Below are 16,309 nucleotides of genomic sequence, written 5' to 3' on the forward strand. Positions count from 1 at the left end.
CGTTTTGTGGCGCCTGTTTTTTGCTATTGAATTAGCCTGCCCATGTGTGACGGAGGATCAGAACCCCTGACCGTCCATTCCAATCAGGTTTCCGGCCGAGGTTGGCTGGAACAGGGTGCTGTACAGGCGCTGGGCAAATCCATCCGTCATACCGGAAATGTAGTCGGCGATGATACGGTGATCATTGAGGCCAAGATCGTAGGCTTGGCGCCAACGCTCGCGGGTGTTTTCCGGGAGCAGTCGCTCAGGGTCGGACGCAAAGGCTTCAAACAACTCCATTACCAGTTGCTGACCTTTGTACTCCAGTAACTGGATATCCGGCTTGTGCACCACGTACTGACTGACAAATTGCTTGAGCACATCCAGCACAGACTCCATTGGCTCAGACAAAAAGGCATTCCACTGTAGCAGCGGGTTTTCAAAACTGTCGATGCCATTTTGAATCGCAGGCGCGATATGGATGGACGTCAGCAACGCATTGACCATGGCACCAATGGCATCTTTACGCTGGTGATGAGTACCGAACAGCTGCTCGCTGAGTAAACCAATTCGCTCTTCCAGCCAGGGTTCGCCGCAATCGGCCAATCGACTGGCAACGGCTTCCTGCCATTGTTCTCGAGTGACAATTCCCATCACAATGGCATCTTCCAGATCATGTACGCCATATGCGATATCATCGGCCAGTTCCATGATGGAGCAGTCCAGCGACTTGAACCGGGTTTTCAGGTGCTCCCGGGGATGGCAGCGCTCTGCCCGCATCAGGCTGAACAGTTCGCGGTCATGAGTCGAAAGCGGCTCCAGTACCCAGTGCAGTAATTCGCTGTCGTCGTTGTAGATACCTTTGGCCGGATACCAGTCTTTGGCTTTCAGGTGACGAAAATGGTGCACATCCGCAGGCAACTCCGTGGCCCGGGTCTGGCTGATAAATGCCGGATATTTCAGCAGTCCCAGCAGGGTACGACGCGAGAGGTTCATCCCGTTGTGTTCGGTGTAAGGTTCCAGCAGGGTGACAATGCGAAACGTCTGGGCATTGCCTTCAAACCCGCCATGTTCACGCATCATATAATTCAGGGCAACTTCGCCACCGTGCCCGAAGGGCGGATGGCCAATATCATGCGCAAGGCACAGACTTTCCATCAGGCTGTTGGAAGGCAACAGGTGACGAAAGTCCGGCTGTTTGATTTTGAGCTGAGCCACAATACCGGTGCCAATTTGCGAAGCTTCCAGTGAGTGAGTCAGGCGGGTGCGGTAAAAGTCATGGTGGCCGGCACCATGCACCTGGGTTTTCGCTTGCAGGCGCCGAAACGCGGCGGAATGCAGAATCCGGGCGCGGTCACGCTGGTAGGCTGAACGATGGTCATTACGGCGCATTTTTTGTTCGTTGCTCTTGCGCGCTTCCCAGATATCCTTGAAAGCCGAATTGAGGGTAATCGGGGTCATCAGCTGATCTCGTCCAGGGTGAGGTTAAAGCTTTCCACGAAGGTTTCTAAAAAGTATTGCATCTCCGGCGTTGAGCGAGTAGCAAGGGTCTGCTCCAGGTTCTTTTTCGCTGACGCAAACTCATGGTTGCCGACATTCAGCTCTTCCAGGCATTTCAGGTAGGCGCACAGGCTGTCAGCCTGTTTCACGATCGCATAATCTTCCTGACAGACTTTTTGACTGTCGAGCAGCGGCGCATAGTCGTCGCGAAATTCTTCCGGCAGCATCGACAGCAGTTTTTTCTCGGCGGCCAGCTCAATTTTTTTGTATTCCTCGGCAATGGCCGGGTTGTAGTACTTGATAGGAGTGGGCATGTCACCGGTCAGTACTTCACTGCAGTCGTGAAACATGCCAAGCAGCGCAATACGCTCCGGGTTGGTCTGCCCGCCGAACTTACGGTTTTTAATCAGTGCCAGGGCATGGGCGACAAAAGCAACTTGCAGGCTGTGCTCTGAAATGTTCTCTGTTTCAACGCAACGCATCAGTGGCCAGCGTTGGATCAGTTTCATGCGGGCAAGGTGGGCAAAAAAGTGACTTTGTTTCATATCGGTACTTCTTGGGGAATTCAGGCTAACGTTTTAAAAGTAACAGAAATATTCACCAGAGGAACAGAATTCTTCCTGATATGCGCGGTGATGGGGGTCGCGTTGCGTATGATCCCGAAGGACATACAAAAAAGCCCCGATAATCGGGGCTTCACTGTGAGATCAAACGCTACGTATAAACCGGCGGAAAGCTCGGATGATCCGGTTACTGACGATAACCGTGCAGGAAGCGTTCGAGGCGACCCATCGCCATTTCCAGGTCATCAACCCGCGGCAGTGTCACCAGACGGAAGTGGTCTGGCTTCGGCCAGTTAAAACCGGTGCCGTGGACAATCAGAACTTTCTCCTGCGTGAGGAAGTCGAGCGCCATGCGCTGGTCGTCAATAATGTTGAACTTCTTCTGATCCAGTTTCGGGAACAGATAGAGGGCGCCTTTAGGTTTCACACACGACACACCCGGAATTGAGGTCAGCAGATCGTACGCTTTGTCGCGCTGCTCTAACAGGCGGCCTCCCGGAAGGATCAGTTCATTAATGCTCTGATAGCCACCGAGTGCCGTCTGAATCGCGTGCTGCATCGGTACGTTAGCACACAGACGCATCGAGGACAGCATTTCCAGCCCCTCAATATAGCCTTTTGCCAGGTGTTTCGGACCGGACAGCACCATCCAACCCGCCCGGAAACCACAGACGCGGTAGGATTTAGACAGGCCGTTGAACGTCACACAGAACACGTCCGGAGCCAGCGGGGCGATAGAAGTATGCTGAGCCCCTTCGTACAGGATTTTGTCGTAAATCTCATCGGCAAAGATGATCAGCTTATTCTGGCGGGCAATTTCCACCACTTCCAGCAGGAAGTCACGGCTGTAAACGGCACCTGTCGGGTTATTCGGGTTGATCAGCACAATACCACGGGTATTGGGCGTGATTTTACTGCGAATGTCGTCCAGGTCCGGGTACCAGTCTGATTCTTCGTCACAGATATAGTGAACGGCTTTCCCCCCTGACAATGAGACAGCGGCTGTCCACAGCGGGTAATCCGGTGCCGGCACCAGAACTTCGTCACTGTTGTTGAGCAGAGCCTGCATGGCCATCACGATCAGCTCTGAAACACCATTACCGATATAAACGTCTTCTACATCCAGATCCAGTAGACCACGCTTCTGGTAGTGTTGCACGACGGCTTTACGGGCAGAGTAGATACCTTTTGAGTCACAGTAACCCTGCGATGTCGGCAGGTTACGGATCACATCAACCAGGATTTCATCCGGGGCGTCAAAACCAAACGGGGCCGGGTTGCCAATGTTTAGTTTGAGGATTTTATGTCCTTCCTCTTCCATACGCTTGGCATGCTTGAGGACAGGCCCTCTGATGTCGTAACAGACATTATTGAGTTTGGATGACATCCCAATATTGTGCATTGATAGGTACCCTGTTTGATAATGTGAATATCCACAAATTACACTATGAAGAAGCAGAAAATAAATACCCTACAGGTAAAAATAGCGAAATATAGAGTTTCATATAATTAAATTCTGGTCGAATAGGTGGAATACCCTGCCTGAAGTCAAAAATGACGCTGCTTTCCCTCTGTCGGCAGAATATTATGTTACAAAGAAAGGAATCGCTGGATTTTTCGTCACCAATGTTAACGTTGTGACGGAATGTGAAGGAACGTGTTAAATCATGACTTTATTAGTCAGAATAGGTTATCTGGGGTAGAATACGTGATTCAGGATAGGGAAAAATGACGGGCTTAACAGGGATACCCCGCCACCCATTCCGGGATAATTATGCTAATCAATTAGCCGTGTTACTATCAGCCATGGATGAGCCTTTACAAGCGCTTGCGAGCTGAGTGAGGTTACCTTGACCGCGTTACAACATGCCGTTGCGTTGTTGCAGCAGAAAATTCGACACAATGCTGATCACGCCCAACGTTTTACAGTACAGCTGGATCTGCCGGCTGAGACTGATCTGATTGACTGGCTGGAATCTCAGCCACTGTTTCCGAAGTTTTATTGGCAAGCGCGTGACAGCCGGGAAGAGGTTGTGGCTCTGGGCCAGATCAAGACCTTTACCGATCCTAAAGCGGCAGAAAAGGTACTGGCTTCCCAGCAGCGAATTTGGGGCGGTCGGTCTTTTGACGGACGTACCTCCCGGAATCAGCGTTGTTTATCTTCTTTTTTCTTTTTGCCGGTGCTTGAGCTCAGCCGTCAGGATGACACTTGGCAACTGGCTGTCAATGTGACGCCTGAGCAGGAAGAAACCGTTCTTGCTACGCTGAGTAAGATCCGTACGGAAGCGACACCGGTCGCCGATATCCAGAGTAAAATTCTGGCGCGTACGTTTACGCCTGATTTTAATGGCTGGTCTGCCATGATTGATCAGGCTCTCGACGCCATTACCCAGCGCGAATTCGAAAAAGTCGTGCTGGCACGTAAAACCACACTGACGTTGGATCGGCCGGTTGCGCCGGCTCAGCTTCTGAAAGCCAGTCGTGCCAATAACCGACACAGTTTTCATTTCCTGATGGCGCTGGACGCCAAACACTGTTTTGTCGGCTCGACACCGGAACGCCTGTTTTTGCGTCAGGGGGAAGCCCTGCACACGGAAGCTCTGGCCGGCACCATTGGGCGGGGACAGAGCCCGTCGGAGGATAACCAGCTAGCCCGCTGGCTGCTGGAAGACAGCAAAAACCGTTATGAAAACAGCTTGGTGGTTGATGACATTGTCAGTCGCCTGCGCGATTGCTGTCAGAGCATGACGGTCGCCCAAACCCCGGAGTTGATTCGGCTGCGTCAGGTGCAGCACCTGAAGCGGGGGATTGATGCCCGCCTGAAAGCCAGCGTCGATAACGCGGATCTGCTGGAAAGCCTGCAGCCGACCGCCGCTATCGCCGGCTTGCCGCGCGATAAGGCACTGTCGTTTATTCAGGATCATGAGCCGTTTGCCCGTGGCTGGTACAGTGGCTCGGTCGGTTTTCTGAGTCGTGAACGTACTGAGTTCTGTGTGGCGATCCGCAGCGCCCTGATCATGGGGGATGACCTGCACCTGTTTGCCGGTGCCGGCATTGTGCCGGGCTCGACCGCTGACAGTGAGTGGCAGGAGCTGGACAGAAAAACCTCGACCCTGTGCAGCTTGCTGCAGGCGTCGGATGACTGTGATGCGACATCAATACCCTCAGTACAATGTCTGGAAAAAGAGCGGAAAACGGCATGAATCAACCTCCGGCATATCGTGCCGCCCTCAATCAGCTTTGGGCTGGCTTGCTGCTTGAAGAACTGACCCGTCTTGGCGTACGCCACGTGTGTATTGCTCCGGGATCGCGTTCCACCCCTCTGACGCTGGCCGCCGCGGCCAATGACAAACTCACCCTGCACACGCATTTTGATGAGCGGGGACTCGGGTTTATGGCACTGGGGCTGGCTAAAGCGACTTTAGAGCCGGTCGCTGTGATTGTGACTTCGGGAACCGCGGTCGCTAATTTGTTGCCGGCAGTGGCTGAAAGCGGACTGACCGGTGAAAAGCTGGTGCTGCTCACCTCCGATCGGCCTGAAGAGCTGATCGAATGTGGAGCTAATCAGGCGATTCGCCAGCACGGCATTTTCTCCAGTCATGTCACCGAATTTCAGGAGCTGCCGACCCCATCACTGGAAATCAATCCTGCCTGGCTGCTGACGACCATTGATAAAGTGATGTATCAGCAGGCACTGCGTGCGGGGGCGGTGCACTTCAACTGTCATTATCCGGAACCGCTGTATGGTGGTTCAGAGGATTTTTCTGCCTATCTGGCACCGCTCTCTTTCTGGCAGACGTCGGCAGAGCCTTACACACAATACCAAAACAACCAGGTTTTCCGCGGCGATGATATTGCGCTGTCATGGCAGGAATGTGCGAACCAAAAAGGCGTTGTGATTGCCGGTCGGCTCGCCCCGGGTGAATATGCGCTGGTTCAGACTTTGGCGCAGCAACTGGGATGGCCTCTTCTGGCTGACCCGCAGGCCTGTGGCGACAGTGAGTGGGCTGGTTTTGATGTCTGGCTGCAAAACGCAGACTGTTCAGCGTTGTTGTCACAAGCACAAGTTGTGCTGCAGTTTGGCGGTCGCCTGGTCTCGAAACGGTTGGCGCACTGGATTGACCTGCATCAGTGGCAGCATTACTGGCTGGTGGACCCATTAGCGGTACCGCTTGACCCAAGCTATCGCTGCACCCGTCGCATTCAGGCGGATATTTCGGCATTCAGCCAGGCGGTGTTGCGGGCCGACTGTGATCCTCAGCATCACGGCTGGGCTGATGCTCTCAAGGGGGCATCAGAGCGGCTCCATCGGATTATCGGCCAGCAGAATGCATTAAATGAGCTTAGTCTGGCGGCGAATGTGACCCGTTGGCTGCCGGAAGGTGCCGAGCTTTTCCTTGGTAACAGCATGATTGTTCGTCTGCTGGATATGTGTGCCAAAATGTCGGATATCGCCACCTTTGCTAACCGCGGGGCTTCCGGTATTGACGGGCTGATTGCCACGGCAGCAGGCGTACAGCGAGGAAGAAAGGCTCCGTTACTGTGCCTGATTGGGGATACGTCACTGCTGTACGACCTCAACTCGCTGGCGTTGCTTGCCAAAGCCACGGCACCTGTGGTTGTGCTGGTGACCAACAATGATGGCGGGGCAATTTTCGATTTGTTGCCGGTACCGGAAAGTGAGAAAGAGAGCTTGTACCGGATGCCACACGGCCTGTCGTTTCGTCACGCGGCTGCCATGTTCGGGCTTGACTATGCCAGTCCTACCACGTTGGCAGAAGCAGAGCAGGCCTGCCGCCAAGGACTGACGACTCAGGGGGCAACCCTGATTGAAGTACAAACGCCACCGGGCGAAAGCGGGGCGCTGGTAAAAGCGCTGTTTGCTGAGGTGCGTGATGCCGCTCTACTCTGAAACCTTTCAGGCCGGGGGCGCTGAACCATCAGCCACCCCAACGCTCGTTTTCCTGCATGGGCTGCTGGGAAACGGGCGGGACTGGCGTCGGGTCGTCGATGCCGTTTCCCCTTTCTACTCCTGTGTGACCGTTGACCTGCCAGGCCACGGTCACAGTCGATTTATTCAGGTTGCAGACTTTGCTGAGGCCAATGCACAGCTTAACGAGACGTTGGCAGCGCGCGGAATTGGTCGCTATGTGCTGGTGGGCTACTCGCTGGGCGCGCGTTTGGCGATGTATCATGCTTGTCAGAGCCAACTTGCCATGTGTCCTTCTGACAGCCTCGTCGCCGATTCACGCAATGGGGCGGAGTCCGGCGACGTCAAGTGTCACGGGCAGCTGGCGGGGATCATCCTGGAAGGCGGGCATTTCGGCTTGCCGGAATCCGAGCGGGCAGCACGCTGGCACAATGATCAGCGCTGGGCAAAACGTTTTACCCAAGAGCCGATTGAACAGGCACTGGCTGACTGGTATCAGCAGCCGGTGTTTTCCTCATTAAATCATGACCAAAGACAAAGTTTAATTGCTAAACGCAGTGATAACCTTGGTTTAGCTGTAGCACATATGATGCTGGCAACATCGCTGGCAAAACAACCCCAGTTATTGTCTGACCTGATGAGATTATCCGTTCCGGTTCATTACCTGTGCGGTGAGCAGGACGACAAATTCCGGCAATTGGCGAGACAAACGGCATTATCTCTGACGGTGATTCAACAGGCCGGGCACAATGCCCATGCCGAACAACCCGACAGCGTCGCTACGGCAATCAGGCAAATCCTCAATCAGATTCGACAAGTGGAAGGAAACGATGCGTAGCGCGAAACTCTATCAGTACCAACTCCCTATGGACTCCGGTGTTATTTTACGTAACCAGCGTCTGGTTACCCGTGACGGCTGGATCGTGGAAATGAAAGACGGAGATAAAACGGGCTACGGTGAAATTGCGCCGTTGCCTGAATTCAGTCTGGAAAGTTCCGAAGAAGCCGGCCAGCAGGCTCAGGCATTACTGGCTGATTGGGTGAGCGGGAAAGCATTGTGCCTGTCCGACGCATTACCATCGGTCGCTTTTGGCCTGAGTATGGCGGAGATGGAACTGATGGGGATGTTGCCGGATGAGGGTAACTACCAAGTGGCGCCGCTTTGCAGTGGTGACCCGGATGAATTGGTGGTGGCATTAAATCAGATGCCGGGCGAGAAGATCGCTAAGATTAAAGTCGGGCTGTATGAAGCGGTACGAGATGGCATGGTGGCGAATATGTTTATCGAGGCCATTCCCGGACTGCGTCTGCGACTTGATGCCAATCGGCAGTGGACCCCGCTGAAAGCTCGGCAGTTTGCCAAGTATGTGGCACCAGCACATCGTGCGCAAATTGCCTTTCTGGAAGAGCCGTGTCAGACACCGGAAGAAAGTCTGGCTTTCGCTCATGAAACCGGTATTGATATCGCCTGGGATGAAACCGTGCGTGATCCGGGCTTTGAAGTAAAAGCCGAGCCTGGCGTCGCCGCGATTATCATCAAACCCACGCTGGTGGGTTCCGTGCAAAAATGTTTGTCGCTGATTGAGCAGGCCCATGCAGTTGGCCTGACCGCAGTGATTAGCTCAAGTTTAGAGTCCAGCCTGGGACTGAATCAACTGGCTCGTCTGGCTGCCTGGCAGACGCCTGATGTTATTCCGGGACTGGACACCATGCAATTATTCCAGATGCAACTGGAAGTGGCCTGGCCTGGCTGTGAACTGCCGGTGACACCACTGAATGCCTGTCCGGTTGCCTGGCACCAATAGTGAGAACGCATCATGGCAGCGGCAACAACTGAAACGTTTCCAACCTGGCCGTGGCAGCATTGGGCGACTGAGCGCCCGGCGGCTGTGGCAATACATTGTGAAGGGCAGCAGTTCAGCTGGCATGAAACCGCCAAGCGGGTTGATGAGTACGCACAGGGGCTGATTGAGCAGGGCCTCAAACGCGATCAGCTGGTTGCCGTGGTTTCGCCGAACTCCTTACAGGCAGTCTGGCTGCTTTTGGCGGTATTGCGGGTCGGGGCACGCTTCGTCGGTATTAATCCGCGCCTGAGTCAGGCTGAGCTGGATGCTCAGCTTGCAGCTTTGCACTGTGACTTTGTGTGGTATCCCGCTAAATCAGTGCTGGATCTCTCGGGGTATACCCGCCTTCAGTTGTTACCGCCGGATGCTTCCCGAATGGTGCCGGTTACCTGGCAATTGCATCGTCCCGCTACGCTGACGCTGACCTCCGGCTCGACCGGTTTCCCTAAAGCCGTTGTTCATTCTGCCCAAACGCATCTGGCGAGTGCAGAAGGATTGCTGGCCTGGCTGCCTTTTGATGCGGAAGACAGCTGGTTACTATCGTTGCCATTGTTTCATATCTCCGGGATGGCCATTATCTGGCGCTGGCTGGCGCGGGGAGCCCGGTTGGATGTCTGTGCACCGGAAAGGCTGGATGCTGCGCTGGCGCAGGTCACTCATGCATCTCTGGTGCCGACACAGCTTCAGCGCTTGTTGGATACTGCTGAGACGACGTCGTTGGCGTTAAAACAAGTCCTTCTGGGAGGAACGATGATTCCGGTCAGTCTGACTCAGCAAGCCCGTCAGGCAGGGATAGAGTGCTGGTGTGGCTATGGTATGACGGAAATGGCGTCCACAGTGACTGCCAAACCCGCAGATGACAGCAGCGGTGTCGGCACGGTATTGCCTAACCGGGAATTGACGCTGGTGGACGGTGAGGTGATGGTCAAAGGTGAGACGCTGTGTCTGGGCTATTACCGCCAGCAAACCATTTTCCCGATTGCCGAAGACGAGTGGTTTGCGACTCGCGATTTAGCCTGCTGGAAAGACGGTGAACTGCATATTCTGGGTCGTGCCGATAACATGTTTATCTCCGGCGGTGAAAATATCCAGCCGGAAGACATTGAAAAAGTGTTGCTGCAACATCCTGATGTGACACAAGCGGTCGTCTTACCTGTCGAAGATGCGGAATTTGGACACCGCCCGCTGGCGCTGATTCGAACTGTTGGCCCGCTAGACGAGGAACGAAAACAACAACTGCGAGCGTATATGGCGCAGCAGGTAACGGCGTTTCGTCGTCCGGTCGAGTATTTGGCTATTCCGGCGCATTTGTCCGGCAGTGGGATAAAGCTGTCGCGCGTGGCATTGAAAACGTGGCTGGAAAGTGAAAGGGCGGTCTATCAGGACTGCTTGGTCTGAGCCTCGTCTTGCTTCTCGAGATATTCTGTTTGAGGCTCGATAAAAGCGCCTATTTAAGTAAAGGCGCCTATTTAACGATCGCTATTGAGAGGTGGGTTTTCGGTATGGACTTCTGATGCAGGGATTTTTTCTTTGGGAGGAGATATCCAGTATCGGTTTTGGCTATCGGATTTAACCAGTAAAGAGCGAGGCTCCATGCAGAGGAGCCTCGCTTTTTTATTTCTGCCGTCAATCATCAAGCCTGAACCTGAACCTGAACCTGAACCTGAACCTGAACCTGAACCTGAACCTTTAACCCAGTATTAACGGCGTTCGCCGCGCAGCGTCAGAATCGTTTCACGCAGATTGGTACTGCTTGCGTCTTCACCTGCAACCGGTGTGCCGACAATGATATTGACCTTTGACCAAAATCGTTTCGGCAACTTGAGCAACGCCCGCCCGCCTTCACGGCTGAAAATACTGCCCCACAATCCCTGTAATGCCACGGGCACGACTGGTACCGGAGAGCGCTTGGTGATCAAATCAATTCCGCGCATGAACGGGCCGATTTCACCGTCGTGAGTCAGGCGACCTTCCGGGAAAACACAGACTACGTCGCTGTCTTCAAGCCGCTTATTGACTTCGATAAAGGCTTTCATGACTGAGCGACGATCGGTCGCGTCAATCGGAATCACCTTACAGGCTCTGCAGAAGGTTTTGATGAACGGAATGTTGTAGATATCCTGATCCATCAGAAAACGAATCGGCCGCGGACATGCTCCGGCCAGTAACAGCGCATCCATATAGCTGACATGGTTTGCGACAATCAGCACGCCACCTTTGGCCGGAATGTTAGCCAAATCCTGATGTTTTACCCGATACATGGTGTGGCTGACCAGCCACACCAGAAAGCGCCAGAAGAAGTCCGGTGTCTGGGTATAAATGTAAGCCATCACTAACAGATTGAGTACAGCCAGAATCAGGAAAAATTCCGGAATGGAGAACGTCAGGACAGATAGGCAGAGGATAGCGAAAATTGCACTGGCCACCATAAAAATGGCGTTCCAGATATTGTTAGCCGCAATGATCTGAGCCCGCTCTTGCTCCAGGGCACGGTGCTGCATCATGGCATACAAAGGTACGATGAAAATGCCGCCAGAGACACCCAGCAGGGTCAGGTTCACAAAAACACTGATCAGTTCCGGGTGGGTAATAAACTCCATCACACTGAGTGAATCAGGCAGGGTATCTGGTGTGGCAAACATCAGTCCTGCACCGAATACTGTGATCCCCAGACTGCCCAGTGGCACAATACCCGGCTCAATCCGGTGACCGGAGAGCTTGTCACACAGTAGTGAACCAATGGCAATGCCGACAGAAAACAGGGTCAGCAGGATAGAGACTGCGGCTGCGCTACCACCGAGGTGCAGTTTGGCAAAATTTGGAAATTGGGTGAGGTAACAGGCTCCGAGAAACCAGAACCAGCTAATTCCTAGTACGCACTGAAAAATGGTCTTGTCTTTGCGGGCTATCGCCAGGGTATGGCGGGTGTGATAGATCGGCCGCCAGGTAAAGACCATATCCGGGTTACTGGGTTTGGCAGACGGTATCCAGCGTGAACATAAGTAACCGATGATGGCAAAGGCGACCACACTGACAGCGGCTATGTAAGTAGCGCCAGCCTGGTTCGCGATGACACCAGCGAGCAGTGTTCCCATCAATATGGCGAGAAATGTACCGGTTTCCACCAAGGCGTTACCCGATACTAATTCTTCTTTTTGTAAGTGCTGTGGCAACAGTGCGTATTTGGCCGGGCCAAAGAAGGCAGACTGGGTGCCCATCAAAAACAGCAGTACCAGCAAAATCATGTACTGTTCGCTGATAAAAGCGATAGCGGCCAGCGACATAATGACTATTTCAGCCATTTTAACGATTCGCATGATCGTGGCTTTGTCATATTTGTCGGTCAGGACGCCGGCAGAGGCTGAAAACAGAAAGAAAGGCAGGATGAATAAACCGGCAGCCAGATTGATGATCAAATCTGAGCTCACAGGAAGCGTACCAGCCGGTGCAAAGGCAATGAGGATCAGCAGGACATTCTTGTAGACATTGTCATTGAAAGCCCCAAATGCCTGGGTAAGGAAATACGGAAGAAATCGCCGTTGCGTCAGCAGGCGAGATTGGGACTTTCCTGACATGCTTAACTCCGTTTAAGCTTTCCAGGCATTAAGATACGTGGTCAGCAGATTGTCAATCAAGGCTTTGCCGTCAACAGGCGTTGAGGTGAACAGCTTGTCATCGACGGTTAGCAGGGTAATACCGTGAACACCGGACCACAGCACGCGGCTGTTTGCGAGTACATCTTCTGCACTTTGCTCCGGGTTGATTTGGCTAATCAGTGATTCCAGCATACCGGTCATATTATTGATCCGGGCCGATTGCCATTCTGGCAGTTCTTCACCATTCATGGTGTGCTGGAAAATCAGTTGCCAGCGATACGGGTTTCGAGAAGCAAAATCGAGGTAACAATAGGCGAGTTTTTGCAGCGCTTCTTCCGGTGAAGTCGCTTTTTTCATTTCCGCTTCCGCTTCCGCAAAAAGCTCATCAAGCGTTTGGGCTACAGCGTGCAACAGCAGCAGGTTGTAGTTCCCAAAAACATTGACCAAGGTACTCGGCACGTAACCAATCATAGCCGCGACTTTGCGCAGGCTCAGTTCATGGTGCGGGTGTTCAGCGAGAAAGTTTTTGACTTGCTCCAGTGTCATGCTTACCAACTCTTCGCGAGTATGGTCGTTTCGTCTTGCCATTGAAATGTTACTCTTCTCGAATAAATCTTGTTGTGTAAGAACCCACTGCGCGGTAGCGATAACTCCGTCTAGTCGACCGCGCGGAAGTATATTTTAATTATAGAACGATGTTCGATATTTTAGTTTGAATCAACCTTTCAGGTCAAGCATCTGTACTGTCATCTGTTAATAATCGGTTAAGATAGTGACAGTTTGTGAAGAAAATCATCCTGCTTTACAGCACAATCAACAAATACTTTCTTCAGGCTTTGCGACCTGTCTAGTAATCAGGCAAGCTGTTTTTCACGGTTCTTCACAGAAATCTGCTCGTTCAGCGTCCAAAAATCCACCAGTACGCCAATCAGGAAGAAGCCGAAAGTCAGGAAATACAGTATACCGGTCAGCCATTTACCCATGTACATACGGTGTACGCCGAACACGCCAAGGAAAGTCAGCAGCAGCCAGGCTACGGAGTAGTCAATATCACCGCTCTGATAACGTAGATCAGCCTCACGGTCCATGGAAGGGATTAGGAACAGGTCAATCAGCCAGCCAATACCCAGCAGACCCAGAGTGAAAAACCAGATTGTCCCGGTTACCGGACGGCCGTAGTAAAAGCGGTGTGCACCCAGGAATCCGAAAATCCAGAGTAGGTAGCCAATCAGCTTACTATGTGTATCTTGCATGTTGTTTCCTTATTAAAGGCCGGTTAAAAGAAGGCTAAAAGCCGCTTTGGTTATGAACAAATGCAGGAAAAATCCTAAATTGTTTTCATTATTAGCATATTACAGTCGAGTATGCTCAAAGTCTCCTAATGTCTCATGCCATCCTTATGTGCTACATCCTTTGATCAATATTAGTAACAATTTGCCGTCAGGGTTTTATTGACTTTCCAATACAGCCGTTTACGATGCAGTCTCCACTAAAGGCAAAGGTATTCATTAATATGAAACGCATCTTTACAGTATTTGCCCTGATTCTGACGGTGTCATTCGCTGCACCGCATGTTGAGGCAAAGAAGTTTGGTGGCGGTAAGTCAATCGGTAAAAGCTATAAAACAGCACCGGTGAAACAGCAGCAACCGCAGCAAACGGACACGCTGAAGCAGCAACAGCCTGCTTCGAACCAAACTACAAAATCCAGTACCAAGAAAGGCCTGATGGGCGGGCTTCTCGGTGGTCTGCTGGCCGGCGGCCTGCTGGCAGCATTCTTCGGTGGTGCGTTTGACGGTATCCAGTTCATGGATATTCTGATTATCGGCCTGATTGCCTTCGTGATCTTTAAACTGTTTAAAGCGATGCGTGGCGCCAAATCGACGCCGATGGGGCATCGTGAAGCGTATGCGGGGAACTCACCTCAGCAGCCACAGCAAACGGCACAATACCGTCAGCAAAATGCGCCATTTGGTGGTGCGGCTCAACCTGAATACGCATCAACCGACAGCGATGTGCCGTTTAACCTGCCTCCTGGCTTTAACATGCAGGCATTCCTGAATGGCTCTCGCGAACATTACCGCACTCTGCAAGAAGCGTGGAACCTGAATCGCCTGGAGAAAATTCGTGAATACGTCAGTCCGGCACTGTTTGACGATCTGGCTGCGGAACGTGCAAAGCTGGACGGTGAGCAACACACAGAAGTGATGTACGTGGATGCTGAGCTGGTTCGCGCTGACTACGATGCGAATATGGCCCACCTGAGTATTAAATTCTCAGGACGTTATAAAGATCGTATCGAAGGTGTGGAAGAAGACATCACCGATGTATGGCACCTAGAGCGCGATCTGCAAACGCCAAATGCACCTTGGCTGATTGTTGGCATCCAGGCTTAATCAATCACTCAATCTATAAAAACCGCCCCTGAGGCGGTTTTTTTATGCCTGATTTTTTCTGTCTGCGATTTTTTGTTTATAAAACAACTGCGAACAATATGTGTGCGAACAAGGTGTGACACGGTCGCGTTTTTTAAGTTGAATCAGGCATTAAATGAATCAGCATTGATCTATTCACCTACTTTTCTCGCCGTCAGCCACTAGTATTTATATCAGGTAAACAAAACATAGAGTGCAGCGTATGGCATATACAACAGAATTGGTTAGTGAAATGAACCTGTTAATTAAGTTCCCGATGCATTCGGATTTGGAAGGGATCAAAGTCCGCAGTGATGCACCGCTGGAGATGGTTGAGGCGGCACAGCGGCTGTTTGACAAAGGACTGGTGACGCAACCGGACGGAGGCTATCTGACTTACTCTGGCCATCAGGCCGTTGAGCATGCCAAGCAGGCATTACGAATTCTGACCGGCAAAATGGATAGTTGAGTGCTCTGAGAGCGATAATGCACAGGGAAAGCATGACATTAAGTCATGCTTTCCAGTTCTGTGATGTTAGCAAGTGCCTGGGCATTTGTGGTACCGCAAAGTGAAGGGCACGGTTTGAACTGGTGGCAAACGGCCGGACGCTCCGGCTTGCCAAACAGCTTGCACAGGTTATCGTCATTGAGCTGAACACAGCGTACGCCCGCAGGCTTTCCCTTTGGCATTCCTGGTATCGGAGATGAAATACTCGGCGCAATACAACATGCCCCACATCCTAAACGACACTCCATCACACACCTACAATTAGTAAAACGGCTGCGCAACTTACCACCCCCAGCGTGACGGATCAAAAATTATCACGAATTGGGAAGCGATCTTGCTGATAAATAATAATGACTATTATTACAGCATCAGAAAACCGTTTGCGGAACGGAATTGCTTGAACTTTGTTGGCTCGGGGGCTATAAACCCGCGTTCAACTTATGTCTATCGGGTTCAGAATAACCGCTTGGGTAAAACCAAGTGCAAGGTTGAACTGGCAAGGCAACTAAAGGCAAGAAAAAGGCTTCGTGATGACACACTATTGGCAAGAAAAAGATTTAAAGGACATGACCGATCAGGAGTGGGAAGCCCTGTGTGATGGCTGTGGTAAGTGCTGTCTGCATAAACTGATCGATGACGATACCGACGAAATCTACTACACCAATGTAGCGTGCAGCCTGCTGGATGATAAAACCTGCTCATGTCGTGATTACCCGAATCGTTTTGAATCCGGCGAAGAGTGCCTGAAACTGACCCGAGAGCGCATCGATGAGTTCGTGTGGTTGCCGGACACGTGCGCCTATCGTCTGCTTGCTGAAGGTAAGGAGCTACCGGAGTGGCATCCATTGCTGACCGGCTCTAAAGACGCGATGCATGCAGCCAATGAGTCTGTGCGAGATAAAGTGGTGTATGAAATTGATGTGATTGACTGGGAAGACCACATCATCAATCATCCCAATCGTCGTTAAGTTTTGAG

The 16,309-nt window shown here is 52.1% G+C and carries 15 protein-coding genes; 8 read left to right on the forward strand and 7 right to left on the reverse strand.

The features are described 5' to 3' along the window. Positions 1–57 precede the first annotated feature (57 nt). The 3 genes from PGW97_RS04710 to PGW97_RS04720 all read right to left on the reverse strand — a co-directional run bounded on the left by PGW97_RS04710 (position 58) and on the right by PGW97_RS04720 (position 3,444). Positions 58–1,440, reverse strand: coding sequence for an anti-phage deoxyguanosine triphosphatase (locus PGW97_RS04710; protein WP_273858961.1), 1,383 nt, complete (start codon positions 1,438–1,440; stop codon positions 58–60). Then, a complete protein-coding gene (gene yfbR, locus PGW97_RS04715) occupies positions 1,440–2,024 on the reverse strand; it encodes a 5'-deoxynucleotidase (protein WP_047887566.1) in 585 nt (194 codons plus the stop codon). Before yfbR ends, PGW97_RS04710 begins: the two co-directional genes overlap by 1 nt. 205 nt (positions 2,025–2,229) lie before the next feature. Continuing rightward, on the reverse strand, positions 2,230–3,444 hold the full coding sequence (locus PGW97_RS04720; RefSeq protein WP_047887567.1) for a pyridoxal phosphate-dependent aminotransferase: 1,215 nt from the start codon (positions 3,442–3,444) through the stop codon (positions 2,230–2,232). A 448-nt stretch (positions 3,445–3,892) separates the two neighbouring features. Here PGW97_RS04720 and PGW97_RS04725 point away from each other — a divergent pair, with 448 nt between their 5' ends. From PGW97_RS04725 to menE, 5 genes are read left to right on the forward strand one after another with little or no spacing between them, the layout of a single operon-like run. Next, on the forward strand, positions 3,893–5,245 hold the full coding sequence (locus PGW97_RS04725) for an isochorismate synthase (protein WP_273858964.1): 1,353 nt from the start codon (positions 3,893–3,895) through the stop codon (positions 5,243–5,245). Then, entirely contained in the window at positions 5,242–6,954 is a 1,713-nt protein-coding gene (menD, locus tag PGW97_RS04730; RefSeq protein ID WP_273858965.1) for a 2-succinyl-5-enolpyruvyl-6-hydroxy-3-cyclohexene-1-carboxylic-acid synthase, read from the forward strand. The genes PGW97_RS04725 and menD overlap by 4 nt, the downstream gene beginning before the upstream one ends. Further along, on the forward strand, positions 6,938–7,810 hold the full coding sequence (gene menH, locus PGW97_RS04735) for a 2-succinyl-6-hydroxy-2,4-cyclohexadiene-1-carboxylate synthase (RefSeq protein ID WP_047887570.1): 873 nt from the start codon (positions 6,938–6,940) through the stop codon (positions 7,808–7,810). The genes menD and menH overlap by 17 nt, the downstream gene beginning before the upstream one ends. Next, positions 7,803–8,777 carry an o-succinylbenzoate synthase gene (menC, locus tag PGW97_RS04740; protein WP_273858967.1) on the forward strand — a complete coding sequence of 325 codons (975 nt, stop codon included), beginning with the start codon at positions 7,803–7,805 and terminating at the stop codon, positions 8,775–8,777. Before menH ends, menC begins: the two co-directional genes overlap by 8 nt. A 12-nt stretch (positions 8,778–8,789) precedes the next feature. Then, positions 8,790–10,214, forward strand: coding sequence for an o-succinylbenzoate--CoA ligase (gene menE, locus PGW97_RS04745; protein ID WP_273858969.1), 1,425 nt, complete (start codon positions 8,790–8,792; stop codon positions 10,212–10,214). 302 nt (positions 10,215–10,516) lie between these two features. Here the strand turns inward: menE and PGW97_RS04750 are convergent, their stop codons facing one another. The 3 genes from PGW97_RS04750 to PGW97_RS04760 all read right to left on the reverse strand — a co-directional run bounded on the left by PGW97_RS04750 (position 10,517) and on the right by PGW97_RS04760 (position 13,665). Continuing rightward, the gene (locus PGW97_RS04750) at positions 10,517–12,391 is read right to left on the reverse strand and encodes an MFS transporter (RefSeq protein WP_273858970.1); all 1,875 of its coding nucleotides are present in this window, start codon (positions 12,389–12,391) and stop codon (positions 10,517–10,519) included. Positions 12,392–12,403: 12 nt separating this feature from the next. Continuing rightward, positions 12,404–13,000, reverse strand: a complete 597-nt coding sequence (locus PGW97_RS04755; RefSeq protein WP_047887574.1) for a TetR/AcrR family transcriptional regulator — start codon at positions 12,998–13,000, stop codon at positions 12,404–12,406. A 266-nt stretch (positions 13,001–13,266) separates the two neighbouring features. Then, complete coding sequence (locus PGW97_RS04760; protein ID WP_047887575.1) at positions 13,267–13,665, reverse strand: NINE protein; 399 nt, start codon at positions 13,663–13,665, stop codon at positions 13,267–13,269. Between the two features lie 260 nt (positions 13,666–13,925). Here PGW97_RS04760 and PGW97_RS04765 point away from each other — a divergent pair, with 260 nt between their 5' ends. Beyond that, positions 13,926–14,807, forward strand: coding sequence for a Tim44 domain-containing protein (locus PGW97_RS04765; RefSeq protein ID WP_047887576.1), 882 nt, complete (start codon positions 13,926–13,928; stop codon positions 14,805–14,807). 241 nt (positions 14,808–15,048) lie between these two features. Continuing rightward, on the forward strand, positions 15,049–15,294 hold the full coding sequence (locus PGW97_RS04770) for a TIGR02647 family protein (RefSeq protein WP_217394098.1): 246 nt from the start codon (positions 15,049–15,051) through the stop codon (positions 15,292–15,294). A gap of 38 nt (positions 15,295–15,332) precedes the next feature. Here the strand turns inward: PGW97_RS04770 and PGW97_RS04775 are convergent, their stop codons facing one another. Further along, on the reverse strand, positions 15,333–15,581 hold the full coding sequence (locus tag PGW97_RS04775) for a YkgJ family cysteine cluster protein (protein WP_047887578.1): 249 nt from the start codon (positions 15,579–15,581) through the stop codon (positions 15,333–15,335). A gap of 282 nt (positions 15,582–15,863) precedes the next feature. On the opposite strand from PGW97_RS04775, the gene PGW97_RS04780 reads away from it, so the two are divergent. After that, the gene (locus tag PGW97_RS04780; RefSeq protein WP_273858973.1) at positions 15,864–16,301 is read left to right on the forward strand and encodes a YcgN family cysteine cluster protein; all 438 of its coding nucleotides are present in this window, start codon (positions 15,864–15,866) and stop codon (positions 16,299–16,301) included. Positions 16,302–16,309 lie beyond the last annotated feature (8 nt).

Origin of the sequence: Photobacterium sp. GSS17, assembly GCF_028621875.1 — a bacterium.
Lineage (GTDB): Bacteria > Pseudomonadota > Gammaproteobacteria > Enterobacterales > Vibrionaceae > Photobacterium > Photobacterium ganghwense.

What these genes read in the sequence shown, in the direction of transcription:
- PGW97_RS04710 (WP_273858961.1), bottom strand. Translation starts at nt 1,440, where the DNA reads ATGACCCCGATTACCCTCAATTCGGCTTTCAAGGATATCTGGGAAGCG.
- PGW97_RS04720 (WP_047887567.1), bottom strand. Translation starts at nt 3,444, where the DNA reads ATGCACAATATTGGGATGTCATCCAAACTCAATAATGTCTGTTACGAC.
- PGW97_RS04780 (WP_273858973.1), top strand. Translation starts at nt 15,864, where the DNA reads ATGACACACTATTGGCAAGAAAAAGATTTAAAGGACATGACCGATCAG.
- menD (WP_273858965.1), top strand. Translation starts at nt 5,242, where the DNA reads ATGAATCAACCTCCGGCATATCGTGCCGCCCTCAATCAGCTTTGGGCT.
- menH (WP_047887570.1), top strand. Translation starts at nt 6,938, where the DNA reads ATGCCGCTCTACTCTGAAACCTTTCAGGCCGGGGGCGCTGAACCATCA.
- menE (WP_273858969.1), top strand. Translation starts at nt 8,790, where the DNA reads ATGGCAGCGGCAACAACTGAAACGTTTCCAACCTGGCCGTGGCAGCAT.
- PGW97_RS04750 (WP_273858970.1), bottom strand. Translation starts at nt 12,391, where the DNA reads ATGTCAGGAAAGTCCCAATCTCGCCTGCTGACGCAACGGCGATTTCTT.
- PGW97_RS04760 (WP_047887575.1), bottom strand. Translation starts at nt 13,665, where the DNA reads ATGCAAGATACACATAGTAAGCTGATTGGCTACCTACTCTGGATTTTC.
- PGW97_RS04765 (WP_047887576.1), top strand. Translation starts at nt 13,926, where the DNA reads ATGAAACGCATCTTTACAGTATTTGCCCTGATTCTGACGGTGTCATTC.
- PGW97_RS04755 (WP_047887574.1), bottom strand. Translation starts at nt 13,000, where the DNA reads ATGGCAAGACGAAACGACCATACTCGCGAAGAGTTGGTAAGCATGACA.
- PGW97_RS04775 (WP_047887578.1), bottom strand. Translation starts at nt 15,581, where the DNA reads ATGGAGTGTCGTTTAGGATGTGGGGCATGTTGTATTGCGCCGAGTATT.
- menC (WP_273858967.1), top strand. Translation starts at nt 7,803, where the DNA reads ATGCGTAGCGCGAAACTCTATCAGTACCAACTCCCTATGGACTCCGGT.
- yfbR (WP_047887566.1), bottom strand. Translation starts at nt 2,024, where the DNA reads ATGAAACAAAGTCACTTTTTTGCCCACCTTGCCCGCATGAAACTGATC.
- PGW97_RS04770 (WP_217394098.1), top strand. Translation starts at nt 15,049, where the DNA reads ATGGCATATACAACAGAATTGGTTAGTGAAATGAACCTGTTAATTAAG.